This window comes from Glaciimonas sp. OK215 (assembly GCF_057787885.1).
The window spans coordinates 3580134-3606322 of record NZ_CM173544.1 but is presented as its reverse complement, the minus strand read 5'-3'; the positions used below and the strand labels follow the sequence as shown (position 1 = coordinate 3606322).

31 protein-coding genes and 2 pseudogenes are annotated in these 26189 nt (G+C 52.8%); 11 read left to right on the top strand and 22 right to left on the bottom strand.

Going from position 1 to position 26189, the window contains the following annotated elements; all coding sequences use genetic code 11:
- Positions 1-56 precede the first annotated feature (56 nt).
- The 4 genes from AC3CHX_RS16625 to AC3CHX_RS16610 all read right to left on the bottom strand — a co-directional run bounded on the left by AC3CHX_RS16625 (position 57) and on the right by AC3CHX_RS16610 (position 2863).
- Positions 57-272, bottom strand: coding sequence for a hypothetical protein (locus tag AC3CHX_RS16625; protein ID WP_488629146.1), 216 nt, complete (start codon positions 270-272; stop codon positions 57-59).
- Positions 273-803: 531 nt separating this feature from the next.
- Positions 804-1088 (bottom strand): hypothetical protein, encoded by a 285-nt coding sequence (locus AC3CHX_RS16620; RefSeq protein WP_488629145.1) that lies wholly within the window; start codon positions 1086-1088, stop codon positions 804-806.
- Positions 1089-1242: 154 nt separating this feature from the next.
- On the bottom strand, positions 1243-1884 hold the full coding sequence (locus AC3CHX_RS16615; protein WP_488629144.1) for a response regulator: 642 nt from the start codon (positions 1882-1884) through the stop codon (positions 1243-1245).
- A complete protein-coding gene (locus AC3CHX_RS16610) occupies positions 1877-2863 on the bottom strand; it encodes a sensor histidine kinase (protein WP_488629143.1) in 987 nt (328 codons plus the stop codon). The genes AC3CHX_RS16615 and AC3CHX_RS16610 overlap by 8 nt, the downstream gene beginning before the upstream one ends.
- 572 nt (positions 2864-3435) lie before the next feature.
- Here AC3CHX_RS16610 and AC3CHX_RS16605 point away from each other — a divergent pair.
- Positions 3436-3786, top strand: a complete 351-nt coding sequence (locus AC3CHX_RS16605) for a hypothetical protein (protein WP_488629142.1) — start codon at positions 3436-3438, stop codon at positions 3784-3786.
- A 144-nt stretch (positions 3787-3930) separates the two neighbouring features.
- Here the strand turns inward: AC3CHX_RS16605 and AC3CHX_RS16600 are convergent, their stop codons facing one another.
- Both AC3CHX_RS16600 and AC3CHX_RS16595 read right to left on the bottom strand, forming a co-directional pair.
- Positions 3931-4296 (bottom strand): hypothetical protein, encoded by a 366-nt coding sequence (locus AC3CHX_RS16600; RefSeq protein ID WP_488629141.1) that lies wholly within the window; start codon positions 4294-4296, stop codon positions 3931-3933.
- A gap of 214 nt (positions 4297-4510) precedes the next feature.
- Complete coding sequence (locus tag AC3CHX_RS16595; RefSeq protein ID WP_488644844.1) at positions 4511-4687, bottom strand: DUF3761 domain-containing protein; 177 nt, start codon at positions 4685-4687, stop codon at positions 4511-4513.
- A 147-nt stretch (positions 4688-4834) separates the two neighbouring features.
- Between AC3CHX_RS16595 and AC3CHX_RS16590 the strand changes: the two are divergent.
- The 5 genes and pseudogenes from AC3CHX_RS16590 to AC3CHX_RS16570 all read left to right on the top strand — a co-directional run.
- Positions 4835-5254, top strand: a pseudogene (locus AC3CHX_RS16590) (transposase); the annotation flags it as partial.
- A gap of 54 nt (positions 5255-5308) precedes the next feature.
- Positions 5309-5719 (top strand): IS66-like element accessory protein TnpA, encoded by a 411-nt coding sequence (gene tnpA, locus AC3CHX_RS16585; RefSeq protein WP_488629140.1) that lies wholly within the window; start codon positions 5309-5311, stop codon positions 5717-5719.
- Complete coding sequence (tnpB, locus tag AC3CHX_RS16580; RefSeq protein WP_488629139.1) at positions 5716-6051, top strand: IS66 family insertion sequence element accessory protein TnpB; 336 nt, start codon at positions 5716-5718, stop codon at positions 6049-6051. The genes tnpA and tnpB overlap by 4 nt, the downstream gene beginning before the upstream one ends.
- Positions 6052-6119: 68 nt before the next feature.
- Positions 6120-7655, top strand: coding sequence for an IS66 family transposase (gene tnpC / locus AC3CHX_RS16575; RefSeq protein WP_488629138.1), 1536 nt, complete (start codon positions 6120-6122; stop codon positions 7653-7655).
- A 44-nt stretch (positions 7656-7699) separates the two neighbouring features.
- Positions 7700-8536: pseudogene (locus tag AC3CHX_RS16570) on the top strand (IS256 family transposase); the annotation flags it as partial.
- Positions 8537-8596: 60 nt separating this feature from the next.
- Here the strand turns inward: AC3CHX_RS16570 and AC3CHX_RS16565 are convergent.
- Together AC3CHX_RS16565 and AC3CHX_RS16560 are read right to left on the bottom strand one after the other, a co-directional pair.
- Positions 8597-9793 carry a lysozyme inhibitor LprI family protein gene (locus tag AC3CHX_RS16565; RefSeq protein WP_488629137.1) on the bottom strand — a complete coding sequence of 399 codons (1197 nt, stop codon included), beginning with the start codon at positions 9791-9793 and terminating at the stop codon, positions 8597-8599.
- A gap of 464 nt (positions 9794-10257) precedes the next feature.
- A complete protein-coding gene (locus AC3CHX_RS16560) occupies positions 10258-10584 on the bottom strand; it encodes a helix-turn-helix domain-containing protein (RefSeq protein WP_488629136.1) in 327 nt (108 codons plus the stop codon).
- A gap of 340 nt (positions 10585-10924) precedes the next feature.
- Here AC3CHX_RS16560 and AC3CHX_RS16555 point away from each other — a divergent pair, with 340 nt between their 5' ends.
- Complete coding sequence (locus AC3CHX_RS16555) at positions 10925-11485, top strand: hypothetical protein (protein ID WP_488629135.1); 561 nt, start codon at positions 10925-10927, stop codon at positions 11483-11485.
- Between the two features lie 274 nt (positions 11486-11759).
- Here AC3CHX_RS16555 and AC3CHX_RS16550 read toward each other — a convergent pair whose 3' ends face one another.
- The 14 genes from AC3CHX_RS16550 to AC3CHX_RS16485 form a co-directional block, all read right to left on the bottom strand.
- The gene (locus tag AC3CHX_RS16550; RefSeq protein WP_488629134.1) at positions 11760-13010 is read right to left on the bottom strand and encodes an IS256 family transposase; all 1251 of its coding nucleotides are present in this window, start codon (positions 13008-13010) and stop codon (positions 11760-11762) included.
- Positions 13011-13141: 131 nt separating this feature from the next.
- Positions 13142-13573 (bottom strand): DUF29 domain-containing protein, encoded by a 432-nt coding sequence (locus tag AC3CHX_RS16545; protein WP_488629133.1) that lies wholly within the window; start codon positions 13571-13573, stop codon positions 13142-13144.
- 203 nt (positions 13574-13776) lie between these two features.
- A complete protein-coding gene (locus tag AC3CHX_RS16540) occupies positions 13777-13917 on the bottom strand; it encodes a hypothetical protein (RefSeq protein ID WP_488629132.1) in 141 nt (46 codons plus the stop codon).
- 152 nt (positions 13918-14069) lie between these two features.
- Positions 14070-15095 carry a tyrosine-type recombinase/integrase gene (locus AC3CHX_RS16535; RefSeq protein WP_488629131.1) on the bottom strand — a complete coding sequence of 342 codons (1026 nt, stop codon included), beginning with the start codon at positions 15093-15095 and terminating at the stop codon, positions 14070-14072.
- Between the two features lie 323 nt (positions 15096-15418).
- The gene (locus AC3CHX_RS16530) at positions 15419-16507 is read right to left on the bottom strand and encodes a site-specific integrase (RefSeq protein WP_488629130.1); all 1089 of its coding nucleotides are present in this window, start codon (positions 16505-16507) and stop codon (positions 15419-15421) included.
- A 12-nt stretch (positions 16508-16519) separates the two neighbouring features.
- On the bottom strand, positions 16520-16885 hold the full coding sequence (locus AC3CHX_RS16525) for a hypothetical protein (RefSeq protein WP_488629129.1): 366 nt from the start codon (positions 16883-16885) through the stop codon (positions 16520-16522).
- Entirely contained in the window at positions 16849-19521 is a 2673-nt protein-coding gene (locus AC3CHX_RS16520; RefSeq protein ID WP_488629128.1) for a toprim domain-containing protein, read from the bottom strand. The genes AC3CHX_RS16525 and AC3CHX_RS16520 overlap by 37 nt, the downstream gene beginning before the upstream one ends.
- A gap of 75 nt (positions 19522-19596) precedes the next feature.
- Entirely contained in the window at positions 19597-20148 is a 552-nt protein-coding gene (locus tag AC3CHX_RS16515; RefSeq protein ID WP_488629127.1) for a BRO-N domain-containing protein, read from the bottom strand.
- A gap of 24 nt (positions 20149-20172) precedes the next feature.
- Positions 20173-20361, bottom strand: coding sequence for a hypothetical protein (locus AC3CHX_RS16510; RefSeq protein WP_488629126.1), 189 nt, complete (start codon positions 20359-20361; stop codon positions 20173-20175).
- Positions 20358-20525 carry a hypothetical protein gene (locus AC3CHX_RS16505; protein ID WP_488629125.1) on the bottom strand — a complete coding sequence of 56 codons (168 nt, stop codon included), beginning with the start codon at positions 20523-20525 and terminating at the stop codon, positions 20358-20360. The genes AC3CHX_RS16510 and AC3CHX_RS16505 overlap by 4 nt, the downstream gene beginning before the upstream one ends.
- On the bottom strand, positions 20525-20716 hold the full coding sequence (locus AC3CHX_RS16500) for a hypothetical protein (protein WP_488629124.1): 192 nt from the start codon (positions 20714-20716) through the stop codon (positions 20525-20527). Before AC3CHX_RS16500 ends, AC3CHX_RS16505 begins: the two co-directional genes overlap by 1 nt.
- 4 nt (positions 20717-20720) lie before the next feature.
- Positions 20721-20915 carry a hypothetical protein gene (locus AC3CHX_RS16495; protein ID WP_488629123.1) on the bottom strand — a complete coding sequence of 65 codons (195 nt, stop codon included), beginning with the start codon at positions 20913-20915 and terminating at the stop codon, positions 20721-20723.
- Between the two features lie 133 nt (positions 20916-21048).
- The gene (locus AC3CHX_RS16490) at positions 21049-21309 is read right to left on the bottom strand and encodes an Ogr/Delta-like zinc finger protein (RefSeq protein ID WP_488629122.1); all 261 of its coding nucleotides are present in this window, start codon (positions 21307-21309) and stop codon (positions 21049-21051) included.
- A 70-nt stretch (positions 21310-21379) separates the two neighbouring features.
- Positions 21380-21661 carry a DNA-binding protein gene (locus AC3CHX_RS16485; RefSeq protein ID WP_488644843.1) on the bottom strand — a complete coding sequence of 94 codons (282 nt, stop codon included), beginning with the start codon at positions 21659-21661 and terminating at the stop codon, positions 21380-21382.
- Between the two features lie 2 nt (positions 21662-21663).
- On the opposite strand from AC3CHX_RS16485, the gene AC3CHX_RS16480 reads away from it, so the two are divergent.
- The 4 genes from AC3CHX_RS16480 (at position 21664) to AC3CHX_RS16465 (ending at position 26142) form a co-directional block, all read left to right on the top strand.
- Positions 21664-21840, top strand: coding sequence for a hypothetical protein (locus tag AC3CHX_RS16480; protein ID WP_488629121.1), 177 nt, complete (start codon positions 21664-21666; stop codon positions 21838-21840).
- A 233-nt stretch (positions 21841-22073) separates the two neighbouring features.
- The gene (locus AC3CHX_RS16475) at positions 22074-22547 is read left to right on the top strand and encodes a helix-turn-helix domain-containing protein (RefSeq protein ID WP_488629120.1); all 474 of its coding nucleotides are present in this window, start codon (positions 22074-22076) and stop codon (positions 22545-22547) included.
- 373 nt (positions 22548-22920) lie between these two features.
- A complete protein-coding gene (locus tag AC3CHX_RS16470) occupies positions 22921-24048 on the top strand; it encodes a RelA/SpoT domain-containing protein (RefSeq protein WP_488629119.1) in 1128 nt (375 codons plus the stop codon).
- A gap of 87 nt (positions 24049-24135) precedes the next feature.
- Positions 24136-26142, top strand: a complete 2007-nt coding sequence (locus AC3CHX_RS16465; protein ID WP_488629118.1) for an NACHT domain-containing protein — start codon at positions 24136-24138, stop codon at positions 26140-26142.
- The last annotated feature ends 47 nt before the right edge of the window (positions 26143-26189 follow it).

Sequence of the window (26189 nt, the reverse complement as noted above, 5' to 3'; positions counted from 1 at the left end):
CACTCATCTGCGGCAACCCAATGAGAAAAGCCCCAGTTTCGGGGCTTGTTATGACGCTATTCGATTGACGCTGGCCAGCTCGACACTGACCTCAGCGCATCGCCATCCAGTTTATAAACGGCCTGCACCCCGTTGATGTTGCGGAGAACTACATGTGGCACTCCGTCGATTTCCGTCACATCACTCCCATTGCCCGGTTGATCCGTTGCGCCCGACTTCGCGTAGGCGATTCGTGCACGATTAACCAGTTCTTGTTCATCATATAGTGCCATGGCATTCCTAAAGTAACGTGGATTGGATTGCTCGGATTGCTTGGGCTGATGCTGCGCGGGACTCAAAGAACGGCCAAGCCAAGCGCGCAACGCCCACATTATTGTAACGGAGCGCGACCTGGACTACGCGTACATTGGTGCCAATGTCGGCATTTTTTTCAGTACCTGCGTCAAGCGAAACTGGCCCGCGTCATGTTTTGCACAGTACCGAGCAATCTGGCGGTACCCTTGATGCAAATTCTTGCAGGGAAGGCAGACCCTAAGCAGATATCTTCGGAAGGTACGGGTCAGCGGAAGGCCACAGCCACGCCATCGACCACGGCCAGGACGACGGTGACGCCAGCAGCGTGGCACGGCTATGCCGGTGGACCGATGAGTAGATCACGGCTGGTTTGCGCAGCAACGGCTCTGTGACGACACAAAGCATGGCCTGGCTGTCACGTTATTGCGCGTACCTGGGCCGCCTACCATGCCTATGCACTAACGCCATCGCCTTCTTCCGGCCCCAACAGCAACCATATCAGACAGCGATTAATTTGGGATGCGCTCCTGACGCATCCGCATCATTGCATCTTCACGCGCTGCTCGAATTTTCAGCCGCTTTGCCCACCAACCGTAGTCCGATAGCTTGTTTTTCGCCAGTGCCCTCAACCGATTAGCATTCGGTGATTCTGAAGTGAGGGAGCATTCCGGTGGTTCAATTCTTTGCTTTACACAATATTTGATAGCTCCAGCAAGGTGGTCTCCATCAAGCAACTCCCGGCAAGCGCTTGAATGTTTCAGTGCTTCATCCATTTTTTGATTTTTTTTCGTCAAAATTATTCATGATGTTTTGTGGCGATCCGTGTTTCTTTTCAAAGCGTTGCTGTGCACGTATCGGCAGCGACAAGGTCAGGTGCCAGTCAATAGCGTGTAGGGATTCGACGGCAAGCACGTTGCCGGTAGCGACCTCGACAACAATCGAAACGGACTAAGCAAGCAAGCCATTTTCAAGTGCGTAACGGGCGAGTTTGGCGTTGCTGGCCATGCCTGTTTTTTCCATAATGCGAACCCGATAAGTCGTGACGGTACTCGGACTCAAATGCAGCATCTTGCCAATATCGACAAGTCTTTCGCCTGTGGCGAGCAGTTTTAATACCTCAAGTTCGCGGTCCGATAGCGCTGCGTGCCGCGCCATGTCATCTCCGCCGATCACGCCGATACATATTTCCGCCAGCTCGGGGCTAATATGCTTGCCACCCGCAGCCGCCTTCCGCACCGCCGCAATCAATATCGCTGCCGAAATATTCTTGGTGAGATAGCCGGAGGCACCGTGCCTGATTGCACGCAAGGCATAGATATCCTCCGAATACATGCTTAACATCAGCACGGCGAGTTCGGGCTTCTCTGCCCGCAACGCCTTGAGGAGTTCCAGACCATTCGTTCCCGGCAGCGCGATATCCAGCAGCGCCACGTCGAAATCACTCGTTCGGATAAGCTGCATGGCGTCCTTCGCCGTCTCCGCCTCACCCGCAAGGTCGATATCGCTTACGCTCCCCAGCATCAAGCGCACGCCATTTCGGGCGATGCTATGGTCATCCACCACCAAAACTTTGATCTTGCGCTTAGTCATCTATCTCTTTCATTGGTACACGCAGGGCTACGACAGTACCGTGGCCGGAGCTGCCGGTGACGTTCAGTTCGCCGCCGAAGTTGCGCGCGCGCTCATGCATGCCAACAATGCCACAGGATTCGCGATTGAGCAGGCGCTCGGCTTCTATTCCGTTGCCGTTGTCTTCGACTTCGATCATCACCGCACCGCCGCGACGTGTGGCCCGAACCAACACCCGCGACGCGTTGGCATGACGCACGACGTTGGTAAGCGCCTCCTGAACGATGCGAAACAGCGCTATGCTGCGCTCCGGGTCGATGGTGGTGGCCGTCGTAGCCGCATCAATCGACCATTCGCAGCGCAGCCTGGTGCGTTCCTGAATTTGGCCGGCATACCATTCCAGTGCCGACCACACGCCAAGTTGATCCAATACGCTGGGACGCAGGTCGGTGATTACTCGGCGTACTGTTTCAATCGCGCTGTTGGCTAGATTGGATGCCTCGATCAGGCCCAAATCTGCTGCGACGCCGGCGCGCTCCGCCTGGTCGATGGCGACAGAGAGGTACGCCTTGATGCCGGTGAGCAGTCCACCCAGCTCGTCATGGATTTCGCGCGCAATGCGCTTGCGTTCCTCTTCCTTGACGCGCTCTTCGTGCGCGGCCAGCTTGCGCGTAATCCAGTGGGCTGCGTCTTCCGGGATCGTTTGCGTGGTCAAGCGCACAATCTCGGCCGCATCAATCTGCGACCTGCGTCCGCTGTTCGACAAGTCACCACCAATCGCCGTAATCCCGCCTTGGGGAAACCGATTGCGCCACGGAATTACCTGACCTCGACCGATTTCAAGCCGTCGCGCGATTTCATGATTGTCCACACGATCAGCAGCAAGCGGAACAATTCGCGCGCGCCTTGCTACCCGCGCGGCAATCGTCTGTGCCTTCATACGGCAGTCCAGTTCATCACGTTGTTCATCGCTCAGTTTGATTTCCATGGCCTCGCTCATCGTTTGCTCCGCACAAAATGTTACGCTATGGCAACACCTAGACAGAATGGTTCAATGATTTCGTAAACCTAGAACTCCAGATTTTGGGTCTTGCGGCCAAAAGAGGCACGAACAACTGTCTCCGCTCACTCTATATCGATCAAACTGAACACAGTCGTCTCGAACACGCCGCCTGTTACGAGGGGATATCCGTTCGATAGCGGGATCATGTGCATCGCGAATGAGGGTGATGTGTGGGTTTTCCCCGCATGGTCGAATTTCGTCCCAAAGAACCGCGATGAGGCATTCGTCCAGCCAGCGGCTCGACCATCGCCATCGCCGCCGATTGCACCAGCTTGCCGGGATGGACTTTGGCACCGGCGATTTTCAGGCGCTGCAAATGCGGACTGCGCGGACATGCCGAGATCGGCGGTTTGCCAAAACAACCTTCTTCCGGCTTACAATCCTCATAACCACCGCCCGATGTGGTGGTTCAGTCCAACAGCGGTTTTGCGCCACTAATCGTGCGGTGCTTTTGCTTTTGGCATACTGAACTGGAGCGGCGGGTAACCTCTCTTCGTTTAGGTATCGATATGGCCTGGGAAAGTATCGGTAGTACAAGCACAGGTGCGATGTCTCATGAGCAGGATTGGATTCTCTTGAGTCTTGGCCTCGCGAAGAGATATATCAAATTTGTGTGTGGAGAACCGCCGGAGGGAAGTCAACTCGATGTCATGTGGCAGGACCATGAACTCGGCAGCTATCCGTCCCTTGGTGTTTGGTCTGACTACGACACTCCGTGGGATTACGTCAATGCATGTGAGCGTGCGCTGGAAGTCTTTGACGGAGCGGTGTCTTGGCATGAACTAAAGGAGCATTTCGAGAAGGTGGCCTGCTCCGACGATGACGTTGAGGAGGAGGGAAATGTCGACGACGAAACCTGACATTGCGGTCGAGAGAGACGCTCCACAAGCGGCAGTCGTCCACTCACTGCACGGCCCCACCTTGCACGTTGACATCAGCAGCTTGGCGCGGCGCTATAGCGTCTCTAGGGTTACCGTTCTGGCCACCGTCAAGCCCAGGGCAAGTCAATGAAAAGCCATCTTGGTGAAATGTGCCGCGCCGTCATAAGTTACGTTCGACGGAAACACATGGAAGCCCTGAAGCGTCGAACCAAGGGGAACGGCATGTGGCAGTTTAGCGAATGCCCAAACTTTCTCGACCCTGAACGGCTTCGTGCGGCTGAACCCGGCACAGAAAGCGGCGGGTATCCATTCGAGGGTGCGATCAAGTTCATCTGTACTGATGGTGACGTGTGGGTTTTTTCCGATGGACGCGTGATCGACTTGCGCCCGCGAAAATAGTGCAGCATTATCGCCGTCATTCGCGTCGCGCTTGCCGATCAGTTCGACCGGCCGCTTGGCCCATCGGACGGATGCTGTGAGGAGAGGCATATGCTCCGCCAACATTGGCGGGGGTACTGGTCCTCACAAGGCCATACGCACGACATCAAGTACACGATGCAAACGGCGAACATCGGCAAGGAGCATGTTATCGAGTCGCAGGCTTAGTTGGACGCTGAGACCCTAAAAGCCGCTGGTAGAGTGCACCTTGATGGTGCCGAAGTTGCAAGACAAAACCCGGCATCGCTCGAAAGTTCACCTAGTGTTATTGCATCCACATAGCAACGCCATGGTGTTCCGAGCATGTCCCGCTATGGTGCTTACTGTAGCTGCCGTCCCTGCAATGGGCGCTTGCGCTGGCCGGCGCTTTGCCGGTTTTGCTTTTCGACGGTGAATGGACGACCTGGCCGCTGTGGTTGGTGTAATGGCTATGCGAGGTCAGATCGGATTCGTTCGGCTCGCCATTGCTGTACGCATGGACGGGAAGGGCGAATGCTGAGGTGACAAATAGTAGGGCGGCGATTAGGAGGGTGTATTTAGTTTTGTGTAAACGGTCATTTGGCAGGACACTGCCACCATAGAGGAAAAAATGACCTACGTAAAACGCAGCAAACGGGCCAAGCCCGATCCTGAACTGGTCAAGCTGGCGGACAGCCTGCTTGCCAACTACAAAAAACCTGAAGACCTGATTGGCGAAAATGGCTTGCTCAAGCAATTGACCAAGATGTTGGTCGAGCGTGCGCTGGAGGTCGAGATGACGGACCATCTCGGTCACGGCAAAAGCGACGCGGTGATCAACGACACGGCCAACACTCGCAACGGCCACAGCAGTAAGACGCTCAAAGGCGATTTCGGCGCACTCCCGCTCGATATTCCCCGCGATCGTCAAGGCGCGTTTGAACCGCAAATCGTCAGCAAGCATCAGACCCGCTGGACCGGCTTCGACGACAAGATCATCTCCCTGTATGCCCGTGGCCTGACGGTCAGGGAGATCCAGAGCCACCTTGAAGGTAAGCCCCCGGCGATCCCATCTTGAAGTGACGTGCTAGCTTCTGCGAGGATCGTGTCCACCAACAATTTAAGTGGACACGTGTACGCCATGGAAGAGCATATCGATGTTTCACCGGCCAGGCGCCGGCAACATAGCCCAGAGTTCAAGGCGGAGGTCGTCAAAGCCTGCAGTCAACCAGGTATTTCAGTCGCAGCAGTCGCACTGCGCTATCGATTGAATGCCAATCTCTTGCGACGTTGGGTCGCTGCGCAGGCGCAACGAGATGGTATCGCCCAGGCGCGACAAGCGATGACGGCTGCGGTTCCCGAATTCGTACCACTGCAACTGCCCCCGGCGCCGTCCGCCGCAGCCATGCAGGAGATCGTGATCGAAGTCCGGCGTGGCGCTGCGACGGTCACGGTCCGCTGGCCGACTTCGGCGGCTGCCGACTGCGCAACCTGGCTACAAGGCTGGTTGCGGTGATCCGCATCGACACCATCTGGCTGGCAACCGAGCCGCTGGACATGCGGGCCGGCACCGATACGGTGCTGGCGCGGGTGGTCAAGGTGTTCGGTGCGGCCCGGCCGCACCATGCCTATTTGTTTGCCAACCGCAGTTCGACGCGCATGAAGGTACTCGTCTATGACGGCTTCGGCATCTGGCTCGCCGCGCGTCGATTGAACAAGGGGCGGTTCGTCTGGACCAATGGGCAGACGGCCATCGCCGTGCCGCTCAACGCCGAGCAGCTTCATGCGCTCGTCATCGGGCTGCCGTGGAAGACGCTGGCTGACGACCATGAAATTGCGGTGGTGTAGCACTTTCTGCACAAAGACGTAAACTGTTTCGATTCCCTGGTGCGCCCGGTTCTGGCAAACTTGGGTGCATGACCTCCATCGCAGACCTCGACACCCTCAGCCCGGAACAGCTTCGCCTACTGGCTGCCGAGCTGATCGTCACGGTCGGCCGGCGCGATTCTGAATTGCTTTACCGTCAAACGCGCATCGACTTGCTCACGCAGGAACTTGCCATGCTCAAGCGCTTTCGCTATGGCAAGCGTAGTGAGCAACTCAGTGTCGGACAGGCCAGCCTGCTCGAGGAAAGCGTCGACGCGGATCTGACCGCGCTGGAAATCGAACTCGACGCGCTGCAATCGCCGGCATCCGAGCGCAAGCCACGCGAGCAGCCGAAACGCGCACCCTTGCCGGCGCACCTGCCCCGCACCGACATTCACCATGAACCCGATGACCTCACCTGCGCGTGCGGCTGCCAACGGGTTCGCATCGGCGAAGACATCAGCGAGAAGCTCGACTACACGCCAGGCGTGTTCACGGTCGAACGCCATATTCGTGGCAAGTGGGTCTGCAAGCCCTGTGAAACACTGATTCAGGCACCCGTTCCCGCGCATGTGATCGACAAGGGCATTCCCACCGCAGCGCTGCTTGCATGGATTCTGGTGTCAAAGTACGCCGACCACTTGCCTCTGTACCGGCTCGAGCGGATCTTTGCCAGGGCCGGATTCGCCATTCCCCAATCGACACTTGGCGCATGGGTTGGCGTATGCGGCGTGCGCTTGCAGCCCATCGTCGAAACGCTGCGTGAAGAACTCTTGCAGCAAGCGGTCTTGCATGCCGACGAGACGCCGGTGCAAATGCTCAGTCCGGGCAAGGGCAAGACCCATCGTGCCTACCTGTGGGCCTATACCGCAACGCAATTCACCGATTTACGTGCCGTTGTGTATGACTTTGCAGAAAGTCGCGCCGGCGAGCATGCCCGCAACTTCCTCGGTGAGTGGCAGGGCAAGCTGGTTTGCGACGATTACGGTGGCTATAAAGCCGGATTCCAGCAGGGTATTACCGAAATCGGTTGCGCCGCCCACGCGCGCCGGAAGTTCTTCGACCTGCACGCCACCAACAAGAGCCAGATTGCCGAGCAAGCCTTGAAGTTCTTCGGCACGCTGTACGACATCGAGCGTGACATTGCCGACATCAACCCGTACGACCGGCGCGCGGTTCGCCAGGAACGCGCCAAACCGGTGGCCGACGCGTTGCACAGATGGATGATTGGCCAGCGCGAACGGGTGCCGGAAGGTTCTGCCATCATGAAGGCACTCGATTACAGCCTTAAGCGATGGGCGGCGCTCACGCGTTACCTGGATGACGGATCTGTTCCCATTGACAATAATTGGGTCGAGAATCAAATCCGGCCGTGGGCCATTGGTCGTTCGAACTGGTTGTTCGCGGGCTCATTGCGGGCGGGCCAGCGCGCGGCGGCCATCATGAGTCTGATCCGGTCAGCGCAGCTCAACGGTCACGATCCGTATGCCTATCTCAAGGATGTCATCACGCGGCTGCCGACGCAACGAGCGAGCGACATCGGCGAATTGCTGCCGCACCGTTGGAAGCCGGCGGTCCCGATCTAGCCTTAACGGCTTTGTCGTCAAGATGGGATCGCCGGGGGCTTACCCTTGAAGAGATTTATGGTGCCGAAGTATCGCCAAGCCTAATATCGTCCGTCACAGACGCTGTGAGCGAGGATGTGAAGGTCTGGCAGGCCCGGCCGCTCGATGCCTTGTATCCGATTCTGTATCTCGACTGCATCCACGTCAAAGTGCGCGACACAGGGGCTGTCCGAAACAAGGCCGTCTACCTGGCCATCGGCGTGAACATGGAGGGCCACAAGGAAGTGCTGGGCCTGTGGATCGCTCAGACCGAGGGTGCCAAATTCTGGTTGCAAGTGGTGACCGAGTTGAAGAACCGTGGCGTGCAAGACATCTTCATTGCCTGCGTCGATGGGTTGAAAGGCTTCCCTGACGCCATCGAGGCGGTCTATCCGAAAGCAGCTGTTCAGCTATGCATCGTTCACATGGTGCGTAACAGCCTGAACTTCGTTCCCTGGAAAGTGCAGAAGGAAGTGGCTACCGATCTGAAGCGAATCTACAGTGCGGCGACCGTCGATGAAGCCGAACTCATGCTCACCGAATTTGAGTCAAAGTGGGACAAGGACTACCAGTCGATCAGCCTGTCCTGGCGGCGAAATTGGGCTCGGATCACGCCGTTCTTCGACTACCCGCCGGAAATCCGCAAGGTCATTTACACCACCAACGCCATTGAATCCATTAATATGAGCCTGCGGAAAGTCATCAAAACCCGCAGTTCATTCCCAACTGATGAGGCTGTCAGCAAGCTGTTTTATCTGGCACTCAACAACATCAGCAAGAAGTGGACGATGCCCTTGCGGGACTGGAAAGGAGCACTCAACCGCTTCACAATTCAGTTTGAAGAACGGATGACGCCGAATTAAACGAAATTCCGTTTACACAAAATCCCGCACACCCTCGCGATTAGGGGTTTCATGGTCCGGTTACTGCACTGCCAAATAAGCATTTTTCCGATCAGCATACCAACTCAACAAACACGCCTTGTCTTGGCAATTTTTCTCACGCCAGTTCCATGCTGCGCGCGTCTCATCAAGCAATTTCTGCTTATCCGTTGCCCTTTGTTTTGCCTGTGCGAGTAGGCCGGCAAGCTCATTATCAATTGCAGCAAGGGCATCATCACTACAAATAAGATGCTCATTTATTGATTTTGCTTTACTGCAATCAAAGCTAGGCTGGTGAAATGTGCTGGGCGTAAGTGAAGGCATTGGGCTTACACTTTTTGAAAGTTCAGCAATTTTTGTTCGCAATTCTGTCACTCGGTCATTAGTCATTTGAGCTTCGCATTGGAATTTTGCGACATCTTGCAACACTTGATTCTCTTTTTGCGCCTTGATAGCAGAATCCAAACAATCAACAGCCCGCTTGGATAGCCATTCCTTTTGCTCTGGAAGCAAAGTATTTCGGATTTCTTTTGATGTTCCATTCCAGACAACATTTATCAACTTATTGGCGTTATCAATATTTAATTTTGCATCATCAAAAGTTTTTTTATCTTGCAGCATGGAATTGGTTTTCTCTACTTCTTCCTTTGCAGCATTGTCCTTTGCGGCCTGCTCTTCGATTAATTTGTTTGCTTTATCTGATGCTTCTTTGGCTTCCTTTTGCAAATAGATAGAAGTCAATGTTGCGATAAAAGTACTGGCATGGTTTCGGGAGTTTGTTGCGCCATATACTTTTTCTGAGTCATCCGTAGGCTGCACCGTGTAATCCAGATCAGAAAGCCCTTTGCGAGCGCCCCCAGCCATTTCGACGCCCATATCACTGGTTAAATCCGAAATCGATTTGCCATTTTCTTTCAACAATTGATTTACAGCATCAGCAATATTTTCCGGAATTGTCACGCCAGCTTTTGCCGAGCAATAACTTTTTGTTCCTCCTGTTTCTTTGCTGTTTGTGCGAGGGTCAACCAAATCCACGGCAAAGCTTGAAACGATTTGCTTAATTCTTTCTTGTGACACGCTAGGAATTAGCTTGGCTACATTGTCAGCGGCAGAAGATTTGATTATTTCAATCACCGCAGATGTGCCTGAGACATCGGAGCAGCCTACATCTACCTTTTTGTTGTTGCACGCCGCCAAGGCAAACGGGATCATTATCGCAATCAACGACGTTAGTTTCATTTTTATTCTCACTCCCTAGTGATTGGTTATTCGATCATTGCGACCTAGTTTGGCAAGCATCCTGGCGTGCCGTTGCGCCTTGTTCTTCGTAGCTCACCCGCGATCAGCGTTGCCATACTGCCATACGCCACTACCACGTCTAGCTGGCCGCCGCAGTGACAGTTTGCATCATGCAATACTTAATATTTTCATAAAATACACTACCTGTTTCTATCGGACAACAGAATTTCAGTATTGAGCGCGCCGGGTACCAAGCCGAATACTGGTTTGCGGATGAAGGGGGAGGTGATGAGGTATCTTCACAGCGTACAGGTCAGCACAAAGCGACGGTCACGCCAGCAGTACGGCACCGGTATGAAAGTGGATTGATGACCTGGTTCGCACAGCAACGGCCCCTTGACGACACGAAGCCGGGCCTCGCTGCCAACGCCGGCGAACTGGCCGGCTGCTTCGCGGGTGTTGCATTATTCAATCAGCGTGGTCGCTGCCGAATGCAGCGCTTTGCGTTTTGCTTCGGACAGGTCGGAATAGATGCGGATGATTTCGGCAAGCCGGTTGTCGCTACAGTAAAAATAAGCGGCTGAAATACCCAGCACCTTTGCGACGGCCTCGACGAATTGAAGCGGCGGCTCATGAATGCCGCTTTCGTAACGACTCATCCGCGTGCTGCTTGTTGACTCCTCCAGTCCTGCAAGGATACCGAGCCGGTCTTGGGACAAGTCAAGGCGTTGCCTGGCTTGACGCAGGCGGCGACTCAATACGGTGGACTTCGGCAGGGACTTGCTGGACATCCTTCGATAATCGTAGATTGCCCTTTATTTTTACTTACGATAAACGTAGAATATTCTTATGCAACTGCTCGCTATGCTTGTAGATGGACTTGAAAATGGTGCATTTTGGTAACGATGCTAATTGATTGTGCCTTAGTCATCGGCGTAGTACCCATCGGCAAGAACATCCACATGATTGCGCGCACTGTTCAAGGAAGCATCCTGATCGTAGAGCTGCGCCACCTTGCCAATTGGAGGCCGTCGAACAGCTAATCTCAATAGCTGCCGTTAAATTCTGCGAATTGCTGGAAGTTCCTAACGCCAACCGTGCTACTTAGCGAGAATCGGGAGGATGTAAAAAATGGATAATCGGCATGCAACCACAAAGCGCAACGCCAGCGACCATGAACTCGCATGGCTTGCAGGATTTCTGGAGGGCGAGGGTACATTGCTTATGAGTGCCCAAGCACGTAGCGAACATGAAGCGGGCAACCGCATCCCGAAAATCTGCACGGAAATTCGCATCTACAACACGGATGCGCGTCTCATCAAAAAGTGCGTAGAAATCATTCGTCAGATCGGCATCGAACCGTGGCTTGAGGAGCGGGTGCAAAAGCCCATGCTCAGGCCCGGTGGTGGCGAATACAAATCTGTCGATCCTATGTTGGCCATCAAAATTGCCAAGCCTACCGAAGCCATTGTTTTCTTACGCGCAATCCGTCCATGGTTGTTTGGTAATAAGGCAGATCGGGCTGACCTGATCATCGAGTACCTGGAGCGTCGTCTTGCACGCATTGCAGCCTCTGGCAAAGACCCGCGCGGTGTTCCATACAACGAAGATGATTTCGAGACAGTCCAGCGATTTCGCGCACTGACACGTCCTGGAAAATTAGCGGCTCAGCCGGACCCAAACGAGGAATAAGCAGAACACTGCGCGAGCGGCGATGATGGATTTTAAACTCATGTGAGAACATGAACGGACAGTAGCCAATGCTTGCAATACAGCCAAAACTGTTGCGTGGCCGAAGCCGGCAAAGCAGATCGTGGTGGTCGCCGCTCCAGCACTCGCCATTGACGCCGATCTCAACATATCGGCCAACATGGAAGGCTATGACTGTCCGAGGATGTGAGCAGCGATGGGGAGTTGCTGGCCAGCGAGCGAGGGTGTGCGGGATTTTGTGTAAACGGAATTTCGTTTAATTCGGCGTCATCCGTTCTTCAAACTGAATTGTGAAGCGGTTGAGTGCTCCTTTCCAGTCCCGCAAGGGCATCGTCCACTTCTTGCTGATGTTGTTGAGTGCCAGATAAAACAGCTTGCTGACAGCCTCATCAGTTGGGAATGAACTGCGGGTTTTGATGACTTTCCGCAGGCTCATATTAATGGATTCAATGGCGTTGGTGGTGTAAATGACCTTGCGGATTTCCGGCGGGTAGTCGAAGAACGGCGTGATCCGAGCCCAATTTCGCCGCCAGGACAGGCTGATCGACTGGTAGTCCTTGTCCCACTTTGACTCAAATTCGGTGAGCATGAGTTCGGCTTCATCGACGGTCGCCGCACTGTAGATTCGCTTCAGATCGGTAGCCACTTCCTTCTGCACTTTCCAGGGAACGAAGTTCAGGCTGTTACGCACCATGTGAACGATGCATAGCTGAACAGCTGCTTTCGGATAGACCGCCTCGATGGCGTCAGGGAAGCCTTTCAACCCATCGACGCAGGCAATGAAGATGTCTTGCACGCCACGGTTCTTCAACTCGGTCACCACTTGCAACCAGAATTTGGCACCCTCGGTCTGAGCGATCCACAGGCCCAGCACTTCCTTGTGGCCCTCCATGTTCACGCCGATGGCCAGGTAGACGGCCTTGTTTCGGACAGCCCCTGTGTCGCGCACTTTGACGTGGATGCAGTCGAGATACAGAATCGGATACAAGGCATCGAGCGGCCGGGCCTGCCAGACCTTCACATCCTCGCTCACAGCGTCTGTGACGGACGATATTAGGCTTGGCGATACTTCGGCACCATAAATCTCTTCAAGGTGGCTCTGGATCTCCCTGACCGTCAGGCCACGGGCATACAGGGAGATGATCTTGTCGTCGAAGCCGGTCCAGCGGGTCTGATGCTTGCTGACGATTTGCGGTTCAAACGCGCCTTGACGATCGCGGGGAATATCGAGCGGGAGTGCGCCGAAATCGCCTTTGAGCGTCTTACTGCTGTGGCCGTTGCGAGTGTTGGCCGTGTCGTTGATCACCGCGTCGCTTTTGCCGTGACCGAGATGGTCCGTCATCTCGACCTCCAGCGCACGCTCGACCAACATCTTGGTCAATTGCTTGAGCAAGCCATTTTCGCCAATCAGGTCTTCAGGTTTTTTGTAGTTGGCAAGCAGGCTGTCCGCCAGCTTGACCAGTTCAGGATCGGGCTTGGCCCGTTTGCTGCGTTTTACGTAGGTCATTTTTTCCTCTATGGTGGCAGTGTCCTGCCAAATGACCGTTTACACAAAACTAAATACACCCTCACGGGCGGGCGGCAGGCGCAACCGGCGTCGCCAAGCGACCCTTCACATGTTAGGTGTTGTCGCCATATTCATGAGCGTGGCCCTACCACCATGACTTGCTCTTGATTCCACGGACAAACCTCCGGGAAATCCGTGTAGGCCATACCTTCCTTCGATGCCGCCTCAACGGCGTCGCCCCAAGCATCTGCCCACCAATCCGCATCGGACAGCGACGCTTTCAAACTGGGTGCCCTGCGAATACGGCGCTCGATACTATCCCGTTGCACTTTGATGGCACGCTCCCAGCTCGAACAACGCCGATCCGGCTGGTGCTCCCACTTGAGCAAATGGGCGAGTAGAACTGTCATCCGACTCGCCAATTCACGCTGTTCGCTTTTACCTACGCTCTCAATCTCATCTGCAATATGCTCGATGTCCAAATCAGCGAACTGGCCTGATCGCAATAATTGAGCCTGCTCCTGCGCCCATGCAACAACATCTTTGTCATAGCTTGTATTCATGGGCCCGCCTTTCAAAATTCAGTCTGCCTTTGCGACCCCTATAGAGCTCCAGATCCATCACCAAGCATCGGAGCTGTCATAGTGGCATCGCCTCTGATAGCACGGCTGCCCGAAATTTGTCAGACCGAAGCGCGCGAGTGGGGCGACAATCCTGTCTCGGTTTTCATTCAGCGCCGACGATGGACGCACCCACGGCGTTTCGCTCATATCGTATAGACTCGGCCGCCGGCGCTGCCGACGCCCAGCACGTTTTTTAATGTGCCCGACTCGACAACATGCATCAACACAATTGCATCCTGCGTTAACTGTCGTAGCGCGGCGATCAATTCCAGAACGGTCGTCATGGTCTCCTCAAAAACGGTTGTATTTTTTGAAAACAACTCCACATGTAGGGTATGTCGTTTATCACCATGAACCACAGTGTGCCAACTAGGAGCAGGCAGTCAATATCAATGGAATAGCATCACCATGATAAAGGTTTTCAGCGGTATTTTTATTACCCCAGTCTATCCAGTAAGCTTTCTGGCTTCAAATGTGTGTAACGCTTGAGCATTTGCATGCTCTTATGGCCAGTGATAGTGGCTACTTCCATCGGATGGAGGCCCTTCTCAAAAAGACGTGACGTTGCCTCATGTCGCAGATCGTGCCATCGGAGATTCGTGATGCCAAGTTTCGCCATTGTTCGCTTCCATACGCAGACAACGGCGTTTGTCGTGGTATTTAAAACCAACCCAGACGGGTGTGGGACAGCGTTTCCATGCTCATCTTTCGGACGAATCGTCTGCAATGTGGCTACTGCCCGGCTGGACATTGGTAGGATGGGAGGCACGCTCTTGTTTTCTGCACCTCGTGCATCTGCTGGGACGCGGATCATGCGAGCCGAAAAATCTATCCACTCCCAACGAAGCGAAAAGAGCGCACCTTGTCGCAGACTTGTTTCTATAGCAAGTTCGAAAGCGGGAGCGGCATAAGTATTGCTGCTGGCCTTCAGGTTGGTATGGATCAGCTCGTACTCACCCAATTGCAAGCGCCGATCACGGGCGCGGCTACCACCTGGTTTACGTATATTGTTCAGTGGGTTGGCTAGGCCTTCCATGCCCCATTCTTTGCGAGCAATTTCGTATAGGTGATTGAGTAGTTGAAGTTCAAGGCGGATCGTGTTTTCAGCGCGACCGTCGCCGCGCCTGGCATCTCGATAGCTAGCGAAGTCGGCTCCTCGGAGATTGGCCAGCGTGCGGTACGCGAGATCGTTTTGAAGCCACCGATCAATACGACGATTTTCCTGGTAGGGGTATCCTTTTGTCGGGACAATTTCGCGTCGATAGCGCTCCAGGGCATCTTTCAGCGTGGTCCGCTCGGCTTCGGTTTTGTCGATGTATAGTCCTGAGTCCATTTCAGACTCAATCCGACGCGCCCATTGCTGCGCTAATTTCTGGGTGTCGAACGTGCGATATACGGGCTTGCGCCCCTTGCGGCGGACTTCTGCTCGCCAGTAGGCACCACGTTGTTTGATATAGGCCATTCCAGATTCTCCAATTGTTGATTAAACGCTTGGTCTGAATTTTCCTATTCCGGCAGATTTCCGGCAAAGGCCAGTTTTTGCCGCGAGGCACCCCGATCTATGGACGAAAAAAAAGCACCGCGATGATTCGCAAGTGCTTGATTTTCTTACCTAAATCTGTTGGTGGGGCGTGTGTGACTCGAACACACGACCTACGGATTAAGAGCCCCGTCTCTGTTCTGTCCGCAATGCCGCGCTGGTATTGAATACCGGCAAGAGAATTGTCTAATATCTCGCAAAATTCGATGCGCCTGAAACCCGCATGAATACGTTGCATCTGCTCTCTAATTAGACGCCATTTGCACCTGATTTGGCATGACTGTTCCACGCCACCGGCACTTCACATAAATCTCTGTCGTGGTCACAGATTCATGGCCGCAAAGCACCTGGATTTTCTCCAGGGGCACTCCCGAAAGCCACATATCGGTAGCACCCTTACCCTTGAGGTCATAGAAACCGAATGACGCAGCTAATTTTGCCTTTGCTCGATACCGTTGCAGCATTGATGTCAGTCCGCTGTAGACGTAAGGCTTGCCTTTTCTAGTGTGTATTAGCGGCATTCCAACGAACGGGACACCCAACGGCCCCCAAATTTCTTTCAGAATTGCATCGATTTCTGAGGTGATTTCGATGTCAAGATCCGCGCCCGTTTTACCTTGCCTGGTACGGATAACCCGCTTAGCAATCCCATTTTCAATTTTCGTAATGAGGTTCTTCGGCGTCCAGGTGATAATGTCTTCAGGGCGTTGTAGTGTGCGATAGATCAAGTCCATCAGCACACGCACTGGCTGCGTGGCGCGTGTATACACGGCTTGAAATTCGGCGTCCTCCACGTATCTTTCTCGCTTCGACTCTGGATTCCTCTTGATCCCTATGCATGGGTTCAGTTTGATACCGGCATCTGATTGCCGCAGCATCCAGCTAAATGCGGCCGACAAGCATGACTTCTCCCGATTCGCCCGTACCGGCCTGCCTTGTTCCGCACCAAGGTCAAGGTACGACCCAACGTGATGAGGTTCTACCTGCGAAGGCAGCATGTGACCAAAGAACAGTTTCAGTGGTTCGATATTTTTCTGGTAATCCTCGTAGGTGCGCTTTGCTAGACCGCGCTGCGCCTTCGACAAGCCGACTCGCTTTTGACAGTACAGAACGAACTCGTCAAGCCAATATGCCATCGTGCCGAATCTGCCACCTGCATCGTTATAGTGCTCGGCCTTGGCTTTCGCCTCCCTGACATCTGTGCCAAGACGTTCCCAGCCTCGCTCGTCCTTGTGTATGTAGTAAAACGCGCCATGCTTGAACGTCAGCCTGGCGTGCTTCTTCGGATCAAGCCCGAGCGTATTGTCTTTTCTTCTGCGGCCCATAGTGGCCATAATTTACACCCTTCAGCGGTTAGGTCGAATTTTAGTGTTCTTGCCATACTTCTCGCGGAACGCTTCAACGTTTGGCTGCACGGGCGCTTCGGCGCGCTTCTCGCTGGCCTGGTTTGCAACAGTCGATGTTGTGACCGCATCGAAATATGACCGGGAAATAAGCGGCAGCCCATTCGGACGAAGCTTGATGTCCGTGAAGCCATTTTTGCGGAACCAGCGCATGATCGCCGCCGACTGAACAAGAGGCCGCACCATAAGCAAAATTTCTTCGTCAGTTAGAAATGGCGTCATCATTTCCTCATCTGTAATTTCATCAGGTACATGATTGATTTCTCCTTCGGTTAAATAGTCGGTTTGTCGTTCTGGAATACCCAGCACTTGATGGCGGTGCTGCCCATGGCGTTGTCGCGGGCACGGATCTGGCTGTTGACCACGCGCACGTCGATGAACTTGCGGCGGCGGCTGGTGCGCAGCACTTTTTTGAGGTCGCCGATGGGCGGGATCTGCTGGCGGCGCTCGGCGGCGACCTGCACGAAGTGATTCAGGTTGACGGCGATCAGTTGCGGGTCGCGGGAATGGTTGAGGCGGTGCAAGTCGTTGCTGTCGAGATAGTCGAACGCCTCCCAGAACTCCTGCACCAGGCAGTGATCGTCATTGATGACCTGTTGGCGTTCGCCGGCCATGGTGATGATTTGCTCGCGCATCGTTGTTTGCTGTTCGGGTGTCAGTTTGATCACCAGGGCGAGGGCATCGGTCAGGGCCAGCATCTGCGCGTGGGTTTCGACCAGGCGCGGCATCTTGATCTCTGGGCGCAGGCGTAGCTCTTTAAGATAGACCGCCGTGCGCTCGGCAACGGTTTCCATGATTTTCTTTTCGCGTTTGGTTGCGGCCAGGATGAAGCCGGAGACGTTCTCGCCTGGCATGAACTTCAAGGCGTCGGCGGCTTCGCCTGATGCCGGCGTCTGGGTGGTCAGGTCGAAATACAGATGGACGATGCGCGACAGAATTGCCTCGGACGCGTTGACCGGATTGTTCTGCGAAATTACAATCGCGCCCCGGAACGGCGGCTCGTAGGTTTCATTGCCGCCGGTGTTCATGCCCCGCGCCCGAGTCGAACGCCCGTTGTAGGCGGTTTTCAGCTCATCCCAATCGAATGATTTGACATGGCTTTTCTCGCCGTCCATGCGCTCGCGGTCGGACTCGATCAGCACCACCGGCAAGCCGGACACCTGGGAGAAGTTACGGGCGCGGGCGGCCAGGCTGGATTTGCTTGGATCGAAGCCCTCATAGCCATTGCGGCCGAACAGCTTCCACAGAAACTCGATCAACGTCGACTTGCCGGCGCCAGCCTTGCCGACCACCTCCAGGAACGGATAGGAGCTTTGCGTGGCCCGGATCTGTTCGGCGAACAGCGCACCAAACCAGAAGGTCAGGGCGACCATGCCTTTTGCGCCAAAAGCTTGCCACAGCAGGTTGACCCACTCGGTCGTGTAGCCGTCCGGATCGCGGTTGATCTTCAGCGTCACCGAGCGGTTCAGCGATTTGACGGAAATGCGCCCCAGATCGTAAAAATCCTCGCCATTGACCTCATGCAGGGTGCCGTCTTTTACCGCGACATCATCCAGCACATAACAGCCGTATTCCTTGCTGTAGCCGATGTAATCAATGGTCTCGACCCGTTTGATGTGGAACAGGTCGCGCTCCATGATGCGGTCCAGCATCGCGCTGCTGCCGCTGAACATTGCACCAGGGGCGATCCCCAACAGGCGTTTCTTGAATTCCGCCGAACTGGAGATCTGCGCGCTGGTAAACGTGTTCTTGATCGATGCGCCGTCATGCGGGAAATCGACGCGGAAGTAATACCAGGCTTCGTCGGTAATTTCATTCTTCTGGTAATACAACGCGGTCGGATTGCAATTAGCGATCGGGCGAATGCTGTGCGAGGCGTAGAGGGCCTTTTCTCGCTTGCCGGCTTCCGACAACGCATTGGCATCGTCATCACGCTCGAGCTGGTCCATTTCCTTGTTGTACTCGGACAGGTTCAGCTCGAACCAGAACAGACGATTGCGGAACTCGAAGTCGAATTCCAGCTTGTTGTCCTTGCCGTAGATCAGCAGCGCCTTTTCGGTGGCGCTGCCGGCAATTAATAACGCGCCGTGATAGCGGTAATTCTCGATATCGTGATCGCTCAGCTTGTCGCGCTGATGCAGATCGTTCCAGTCCAGCTTGGCGCGGCCACTTTGCGGGATCTGCGCGGCGGTACAGTCCCAGCCAACCTTCCGCGCAGTTTCTACATGCTTAGTCGTGAAGCTGCGGCCGGCGGCGTCGCCATCGAGCGCCCAGACCAGGCGGCAGTCCTGATTGCCACGCGCATCGCGCAGATCCTGCAGTGACTGCTGCGGGTAGTTGTTGCAACTCATGATCGACACCGCCGCGATGCCGTGATGCTCCAGGGCGATAGCATCGAAGATGCCTTCGACGATCCAGAGTTCGTTCACCGACTGCAGGCTGTGCCCAGCGTGAGACCAGAACCTGCCGTGGTAATGCGACCCATAGCTAAAGCGCGCCTTCTTCTTGCCGAAGCGCTGCGGCTTGTCGATCAGGCGTTCCCAATAACCATCAGCGACCGCAAAGCGCACGGTGGCGCTGCCGATATGCAGATCCTGGTCGTAGTAGCTTTCCTGCTTGTACAAGCCCTGCACGCGTGCCAGTTCGAAACCGCGCCCATGTTGCATGTAGGCGTCGGCGGCAGCATGCGGACTGGTCGCCTCGGGCGTCTGATAGCGTTTGCTCCAGTCGTCAAACAGATCCGGATACAGTTCCTTGACGTGGCCTCCCCAGCCGCAGTTGTTCAGGCGGCCGCAACGCAATACCCACGGATGGTCGGCGTTGATGTACAGCTCTTTTTTCTGGCATTGCGGGCAGGTGCCGCCGCGCAGATAGCCCTTTTGTTCTTGCTTGAAATTGAATTCGGCCAGGCGGGAAAGGATGTCGGCGTGTAACGATGGATTCATAGTGGTCAGTCAATGTCACCGGAGGCGCGGCGTTTCAGGGCAATGGCGTGTGCTTGCGCATCCGGCAGGGAGCATTTACGCAATCGCCGGCAGCGCTGTCTGCCGCAATCCGGGCGCCAGGGCATCCAGATCAGAAACAGGCATCGCTAACATGCGCGATACGTGACGAAAGTTGGCGTACAGTTCAACCGCGACACCTTGCTTGCTGGTGTTGGCCAGCTCCTTGATCAGGAAGCCGCGATAGCGCAAGGCGGATAGTTGCTGTGGCACGGTCATGCGACCGGATGCGCGTGGCAACTGGCGACCTTCCAATACATCCAGCACCCATTGACGAAAAGCCTTGGCTTTTTCTGTGCGGGCCAGCATGCCGATCAGGTAGCAGCCGCGTGGGCTAAAAATGCGGACGGGCTGACGACCGCCGGCGGTGTCGAGTTCGATGATCTGCGTCATCTCTTCGGTGAATTCGTCAGCGTTGCGGGTGTAGAGATTGGTGATGTCCGCAGTCGGGTTTTGATACCCCAAGGCACTTGCAACCTGCAAGCCCCTTAGCCACGGAATATTGTGTAAATCGACGATGTCGAATTCGGTATTTCCAAAAACAAGAATGGATGCTTCATGATGATGCATGGTGTTTTCTCCTTGGGTAAAAAATCAATCGTTGTCGCCGGCTGCACGGCGTTTTAAATCAGTGGCTTGCCGTGGCGGCTTCTTCTTCCATGCACGTGCCACCGCCGCCAGGGTGGTCAGCAACAACGGCGATGCCTGATCGAGTGGCACGGTGAGGTGCAACGCCGCATGCACACGCTGCAGGTCCGCCTGGCTGACGATGGGCGCGCTCATGGCTGTTTTTCGTAACGCGTTACGGAATTTAAGAAATTGAATTTCTTACGTTGCCGGTACTCGCGCATGCGTTGCGCGGTCGACTTGGCATGCGGCTTCCGTAATCGACCGGGGCCGGGCTTGGTGATTGCGTCCAGGGTGAATTTGTCGGCGGCTTGTTTCATCACCACTCTCCCGCCATGCCGCCGAGATAATCCAAACGTTCAGCAAGAACAGGCCTCAGCGCGTAAAGGGCACGACAAAGATACATTTGTTCGCAAATACGGTACTCACGAAGCTGATTCAAAAAACCATCGGCCATGATCTGGCGAGCGAGTAGTGCGGGCGGAGCGGAAAAATCGATCTGCGAGGACATTGCATCACCCCTTTACCCAGCCAAGCGCGACCAGCAGCGACGGCGCGAACATCACAAATCCACATAGCAGACCTGATCCAATGATCTTGCACACCTTTTTGCGAGCGGCCAGTCGCCGCAGCTGCTGCATCCGGGTCTTGCGCTGATAGGCGATGCGAGGGAACGGGTGAACCATCTGTTTAGCGACATAGGGCTGCATGGGAACTCCTTATTTGAGGATGTGCGAAACCTGCACGCCTGAAAACAGGCATGACCAAAGACAACATGGGAGAGGACTACTTAGGCCGTGCTTACGGCGGGGCCAGGATGCGTGGGAATGTCATCGGCGCACCTCAGGCGATAGTCAGATTCAGGGACAGCTGATGAATCGCCGTCCAGTTGATGTGCTGCGAAAGCGGCACCTTGACCTCGGGCCTGGCGATCGACGAGACCGACAAGGTCCGCGCTATTTCCAGCCTGGCGACAAAGGCGTAACCGCATTCCGGGTTCTGGCACATGTAGGTGATCTCTTTCATCAACGCTGACAGCACACGGCTTTTAACGGCGCGTGGTGTGGTCGAACAATGGGGACAGCACAGTCCAATATTTCTCATGTCGGCAATCTTTTTACCTGATACCTCAATCGGCCCCTGACGCCGGTTTTAAAACAACTTCCAACAACAGTTACACCCGGCGCGAGCATTCGCCCTGGCCTTGCCGCGCACACTCGCAATGCATGCCGACCTCGCCCAATGTGGACATCGCGTCGAGATACTTGCCAGTGACCATGACGAAGCCAACGGCGGCCACCAGTGAATCGAGTTTGTCGATGACGACACCCTGGCCACCGTTGAGAAAACGGCTCACCTGGGAATCGTCCCAGCCCACCTTTTTTTGCACGTCCTGGCGGCCGGGGCCGGTCAGGGCACTGCGCAAGGCATGTTCAATTTGCATCGGGCGTTTCATCATTGCCCCGCAATCAATGCTGCGTGCTGATGGGCGGACGACTGCGTAAGCTGTTTCTGGTGCTGACAGGCATCGAGCGAAGAGTGCTGGCGATGAAGCCTGACGCAATGCGGATCTGGGGTCATGGCGGCGTCCTGGTTGATGAGGTTTTACGGGCGCGTTCGCGCTTGTACTGCTGAAAACCGCGCAAGATCATGCGGCGAAGGAAGGAGGCGCGGGACAGGAATTCGTCGGAGGCGCATTGCTCTATGGAGGCCTGTTCCTCTGGCGTTAAGCGGATGCCGATGGACTGCGCAAGGATGTTTTTGGGAGCACGCCGTGCTAAGGCTAGTCTTTTCATAATGGTATGATTCGTGATCGCTAGGGATGGCGCAATTGTATAACACTAAAGTGTTACTTGTGAATGGTTTTTATGAACTTTGAGAATAAATTTGGCGCTCGCTTACGCGAAGAACGGGACCGCCTAGGTTTTACCCAACAAGAAATGACAGTTCATATCGGGATTAGCCAGAATATGTGGAGTAAGTACGAACGTGGGCAAGCCGTGCCAGGTGGCGATGTGCTTGCCGCGCTCTTGGCAATTGGTGGTGACGTTCAGTACATCCTGTCTGGTGAGCGTTCAACAACGATTTTGTCCGCAGATGAAAAAGAGCTGCTATCTGGTTATCGCGGACTTGATATTCGCGGCAAGGCAAACATGCTTGGCATGCTTGATGTAGTCGGCACGGCGCCAAAAGAGAAGCCAACGACTGTCGTCAGACATAACATTGGCAGCGTCCAATTTCACGGCAAGGTTGGTGACATCAAGCATGGCGGTCAGCACATAGCCGGTGACTTGAACACCATCGTCGGCGGCAAAAAAAAGAAAAAAAGTCCGGAAAACTAACAATCAGATGGTGGAAAACAACGGACACCGCTTTTGAAGGGGATGTCGGGCAAATCGTGCTGGGCGATGTCCATGTAGCGCGCAACCTTAACAAACAACTCTCTGCCGCCCTCGTTGCTGCGCTCAGCTTCTGTGGCTGGTTGCTATACCAGATGTCGCCTGACGTCAGTGCGTCAACGATGAAGCAGGCGCACCTGCATTGCTATGTGGACCATACAATTTATTCTGTGGGTAGTGCTATGAGGATGACGTCAGGTGAGATCCGCGAGTGTATGGGTCTAGGCGGAAACTTACCACCACATTGGCACGATATCAGATTGTCACGCATTAATTGAACTGCAAAAATTGTGCTATTAAATCCAAGAGGCAATACATGAACTATCAACCCATGAATTTCGCAATGCCCGATTTGGATCAATTTCTCTCCTTGAATCGTATTACTTCTGAGGATTGGGTAAAAGCCGACATATCATGGGATGTTCTTTGTAGCATCGCAGTAGACCATGAAAACCAGCGGCAGTCATTGGAACAGTCCGCAGAATTTTTTGCGAAAATTATTCAACAAGTGAGTGCTGTACATTCGGTACGCTGGCGAATAAAGGATACCAATCATCTCCTAACTAAAATCATTAGAAAAAGAATCGAAAAAAGTGATAAGTATAAAACCGTCACCTCTGAAAACTACTTTGCTTTGGTCACGGACCTTGTCGGTGTCCGCGCTCTTCATCTATTCAAAACTGATTATATTGAGATTGACCAAGCGCTGAGAGCTATGTGGACCCTGGAGGAAGAACCTCCAATCGCTTATGTGAGGACAGGGGATCAAGAACAGTTGAACCTTGCCTACGAAAAACAAGGTTTTGAAGTCAAAAAACATCCCGCTGGTTATCGCTCGGTACATTACGTTTTTCAAAGCCAGCCAGTTAAAAGAAAAATAATTACGGAAGTGCAAGTAAGAACAATTTTTGAGGAAGGATGGAGTGAAATTGATCATCAACTTAAATACCCAAATTTCTCAGACGATCCTGAGATCGTAGCTTTCTTGGACATATTCAATAGGTTAGCTGGTAGCGCAGACGAAATGGGAAGTTTCGTTAAAAATCTTGATGTCAAGCTAAAATATTTGTCCAGGCAATTGCAAAGCGAGAAGAGTGAGAAGAGAGATACTTTTACTAAAATGGAAAGTCTCTTGGATAAATTGAATAGCAGCCAAAAGCAAGATGCAAAAACTAAAGAAACAATTAAACTACTTCAAACGGAAGTTTCAGCACTTAGAGGTGCGGCGGAACGAACTCCTCTCGTCACAAATAAGTTAATCCGCGTCTTAGAGTTTGAGCGTCTCGTTGCGAAGTCTGGCTCAGTATCTCTTTCTGAGTGGCTCAAAACTATGCAAACTAGTGATGTTGAAAAACTGTCTGACCCAAGGTCTAAGGCTAAAAAAAGTTCTGACTCATTGTCTACGTTTGTGGGGGGCAAAAAAAAAGAAAATAAAGATGAGTAGTTAGTGGGCTTATGACCATATCCCATGCTACCTGAGCAGGGGAAAAACCATCGCCAAATAGGCGGCATATCATACAAGGACACTTAAATGGCTGACGCAGTTGCATCAACGGTGATAACGATAGCAATCAAGGAAGCCCTAACTCTCCTGATTAAACCTGCAATCGGAGCAGCCTTCAAAGGAGTAGCGGCCGTTTCAGAGGTTGCAGTTGACTCATTTACGAATCAGTTCGTCTATTATGTTGAAAGACAGTTAGAAAAACATTCTTATTTAAGTACCTTAGTTTTTCAAAATCAAATTTTGTTAGAAGAACTATATGTACCTTTAACTGTTCAGCACGTTGGTGACGAAGAAAAATATGATAATAACTTTAGTTTAAAGATTGATGCGTTCAGTAAAGACCTTTTCGAGGAGCATAGGCGCATCCTGGTTACTGATACGGCCGGTATGGGAAAGTCCACGTTAATGAAGTTTCTACTCATACAATGCATCAGGTCGAACTTTGCTATACCGGTGTTTATAGAACTGCGGCATCTATCTCAAACTCAGACAATTTTGAAATTAATTGAGCAGGAGCTTAATCGAGATAGCTTAGAAGCCGCACCTCGTTTCACTCCGCAGAAAATTTCAAAACTTCTAGGAAAGGGGAAGTTAGTATTTTTCTTTGACGGTTATGACGAGATAGCCTTCAAGGATCGAGAGCCAGTTACCAAAGATATTAAAAATTTTATCGAGACATATCCGGAAAATTACTTTGCAATAACCTCTCGGCCAGAGAGCGGTCTTTCGTCTTTTCCTTCATTCGTTCAGTTTAGGATCCGACCTTTAGAGAAAGAGGAGTCTTTTTCTTTGATAAAGAAATATGATCGGAATGGTATTCGATCAACGCAACTAATTGATCGCCTAAAGGGACGAGAGCTTAGTGCTGTTCATGAATTCTTAAAGAACCCGCTCTTAACTAGCTTATTGTACAGATGCTTTGAGTATAAACAAAACGTTCCTACAAAGAAGCACATTTTTTATCGCCAAGTATTTGATGCGTTATTTGATTGGCATGATTCAAGTAAAGATGGTTATAATACACGCGAAAAGAAATCGAAGCTCGATCTTGATAGCTTCCACCGAGTGTTGCGGGTTATTGGGTTTATGTCTACAATTAATGGAGAAATCGAGGGAGATAAAGATAAAGTTCTTGGATGGATCCGAGAAGCGAAGAGTGTATGCGTGGGTATGTCATTTTCCGAAAGTGACTTCCTTGAGGACTTGACCCGAGCTGTTCCTGTTTTTTCAAGAGATGGTCTTTTTTATAAATGGTCACACAAGTCTCTTGCGGAATATTTTGCAGCTCAATATATATGTACTGAGGGAAAAGATAAGCAAGATGAAGTCTTTACATATTTAAAAGAAACTGGCAGTTTAGACCGATTTCAAAACATGCTGGATCAGATTTACGACTTAGATCCGCCAGCATTTCGGAAATATTTTTCACTCCCCTTGGCACAGGCCTTTACGGACTATAGGAATTCAAGCTACAAAAAAATTAATCCTCTGATATCCGTCGATAAAATAGAACTTAGAAAGCAAATAACGTTTGTTAGTAACTACGTTTTACTGAGAAATGGATTCCCTGTAAATAAAGGATTCAGAGAAACAATGGCCCTTTTGGATGTTGGTAATGTTTCGGATGTATTCGATGTAGGATTTGGTATGGGAGCGTTTAATGCCCCAAAATCAAATTCCCGTATATTAATAATAATGTTTAGAAATTCGTATTCAACAATTGCTGAAATATTACAATCAAAAAAAGACACTCTTGTAGTGAGCAACATTCAAATTGAGTCGGAGCGTACTATTAACTTTACCATTACGGGGTTAAAAAATAAGTTCCCTCATGCCGTGACCGACGCATTTGATAATATAATTAACTCGAAGAAAAATTTTCATGCTACAACTTTAGCGCTCTTACAGATGCCGAATCCAATAGCTTTGGACGGGGTTGCATGCCAGAAATTTTGTGAACATTTTACCGATGAGCAACAAAAAGAACATTTCACAAAAAAATTACTCTCAAACGCAGCTGCCCCTAAGCATTAGAGGACGATTAACAGCTACGAAATCTAACGACCAAGTTTACCCATATG

Bases quoted from the DNA above. Each gene is read 5' to 3' on its own strand.
- AC3CHX_RS16625 (WP_488629146.1), bottom strand. From the start codon at position 272: ATGGCACTATATGATGAACAAGAACTGGTTAATCGTGCACGAATCGCC.
- AC3CHX_RS16615 (WP_488629144.1), bottom strand. From the start codon at position 1,884: ATGACTAAGCGCAAGATCAAAGTTTTGGTGGTGGATGACCATAGCATC.
- AC3CHX_RS16610 (WP_488629143.1), bottom strand. From the start codon at position 2,863: ATGAGCGAGGCCATGGAAATCAAACTGAGCGATGAACAACGTGATGAA.
- AC3CHX_RS16605 (WP_488629142.1), top strand. From the start codon at position 3,436: ATGGCCTGGGAAAGTATCGGTAGTACAAGCACAGGTGCGATGTCTCAT.
- AC3CHX_RS16600 (WP_488629141.1), bottom strand. From the start codon at position 4,296: ATGCCTCTCCTCACAGCATCCGTCCGATGGGCCAAGCGGCCGGTCGAA.
- tnpC (WP_488629138.1), top strand. From the start codon at position 6,120: ATGACCTCCATCGCAGACCTCGACACCCTCAGCCCGGAACAGCTTCGC.
- AC3CHX_RS16565 (WP_488629137.1), bottom strand. From the start codon at position 9,793: ATGAAACTAACGTCGTTGATTGCGATAATGATCCCGTTTGCCTTGGCG.
- AC3CHX_RS16560 (WP_488629136.1), bottom strand. From the start codon at position 10,584: ATGTCCAGCAAGTCCCTGCCGAAGTCCACCGTATTGAGTCGCCGCCTG.
- AC3CHX_RS16555 (WP_488629135.1), top strand. From the start codon at position 10,925: ATGGATAATCGGCATGCAACCACAAAGCGCAACGCCAGCGACCATGAA.
- AC3CHX_RS16550 (WP_488629134.1), bottom strand. From the start codon at position 13,010: ATGACCTACGTAAAACGCAGCAAACGGGCCAAGCCCGATCCTGAACTG.
- AC3CHX_RS16545 (WP_488629133.1), bottom strand. From the start codon at position 13,573: ATGAATACAAGCTATGACAAAGATGTTGTTGCATGGGCGCAGGAGCAG.
- AC3CHX_RS16540 (WP_488629132.1), bottom strand. From the start codon at position 13,917: ATGACGACCGTTCTGGAATTGATCGCCGCGCTACGACAGTTAACGCAG.
- AC3CHX_RS16535 (WP_488629131.1), bottom strand. From the start codon at position 15,095: ATGGCCTATATCAAACAACGTGGTGCCTACTGGCGAGCAGAAGTCCGC.
- AC3CHX_RS16530 (WP_488629130.1), bottom strand. From the start codon at position 16,507: ATGGCCACTATGGGCCGCAGAAGAAAAGACAATACGCTCGGGCTTGAT.
- AC3CHX_RS16520 (WP_488629128.1), bottom strand. From the start codon at position 19,521: ATGAATCCATCGTTACACGCCGACATCCTTTCCCGCCTGGCCGAATTC.
- AC3CHX_RS16515 (WP_488629127.1), bottom strand. From the start codon at position 20,148: ATGCATCATCATGAAGCATCCATTCTTGTTTTTGGAAATACCGAATTC.
- AC3CHX_RS16510 (WP_488629126.1), bottom strand. From the start codon at position 20,361: ATGAGCGCGCCCATCGTCAGCCAGGCGGACCTGCAGCGTGTGCATGCG.
- AC3CHX_RS16505 (WP_488629125.1), bottom strand. From the start codon at position 20,525: ATGAAACAAGCCGCCGACAAATTCACCCTGGACGCAATCACCAAGCCC.
- AC3CHX_RS16500 (WP_488629124.1), bottom strand. From the start codon at position 20,716: ATGTCCTCGCAGATCGATTTTTCCGCTCCGCCCGCACTACTCGCTCGC.
- AC3CHX_RS16495 (WP_488629123.1), bottom strand. From the start codon at position 20,915: ATGCAGCCCTATGTCGCTAAACAGATGGTTCACCCGTTCCCTCGCATC.
- AC3CHX_RS16490 (WP_488629122.1), bottom strand. From the start codon at position 21,309: ATGAGAAATATTGGACTGTGCTGTCCCCATTGTTCGACCACACCACGC.
- AC3CHX_RS16485 (WP_488644843.1), bottom strand. From the start codon at position 21,661: ATGAAACGCCCGATGCAAATTGAACATGCCTTGCGCAGTGCCCTGACC.
- AC3CHX_RS16475 (WP_488629120.1), top strand. From the start codon at position 22,074: ATGAACTTTGAGAATAAATTTGGCGCTCGCTTACGCGAAGAACGGGAC.
- AC3CHX_RS16470 (WP_488629119.1), top strand. From the start codon at position 22,921: ATGAACTATCAACCCATGAATTTCGCAATGCCCGATTTGGATCAATTT.
- AC3CHX_RS16465 (WP_488629118.1), top strand. From the start codon at position 24,136: ATGGCTGACGCAGTTGCATCAACGGTGATAACGATAGCAATCAAGGAA.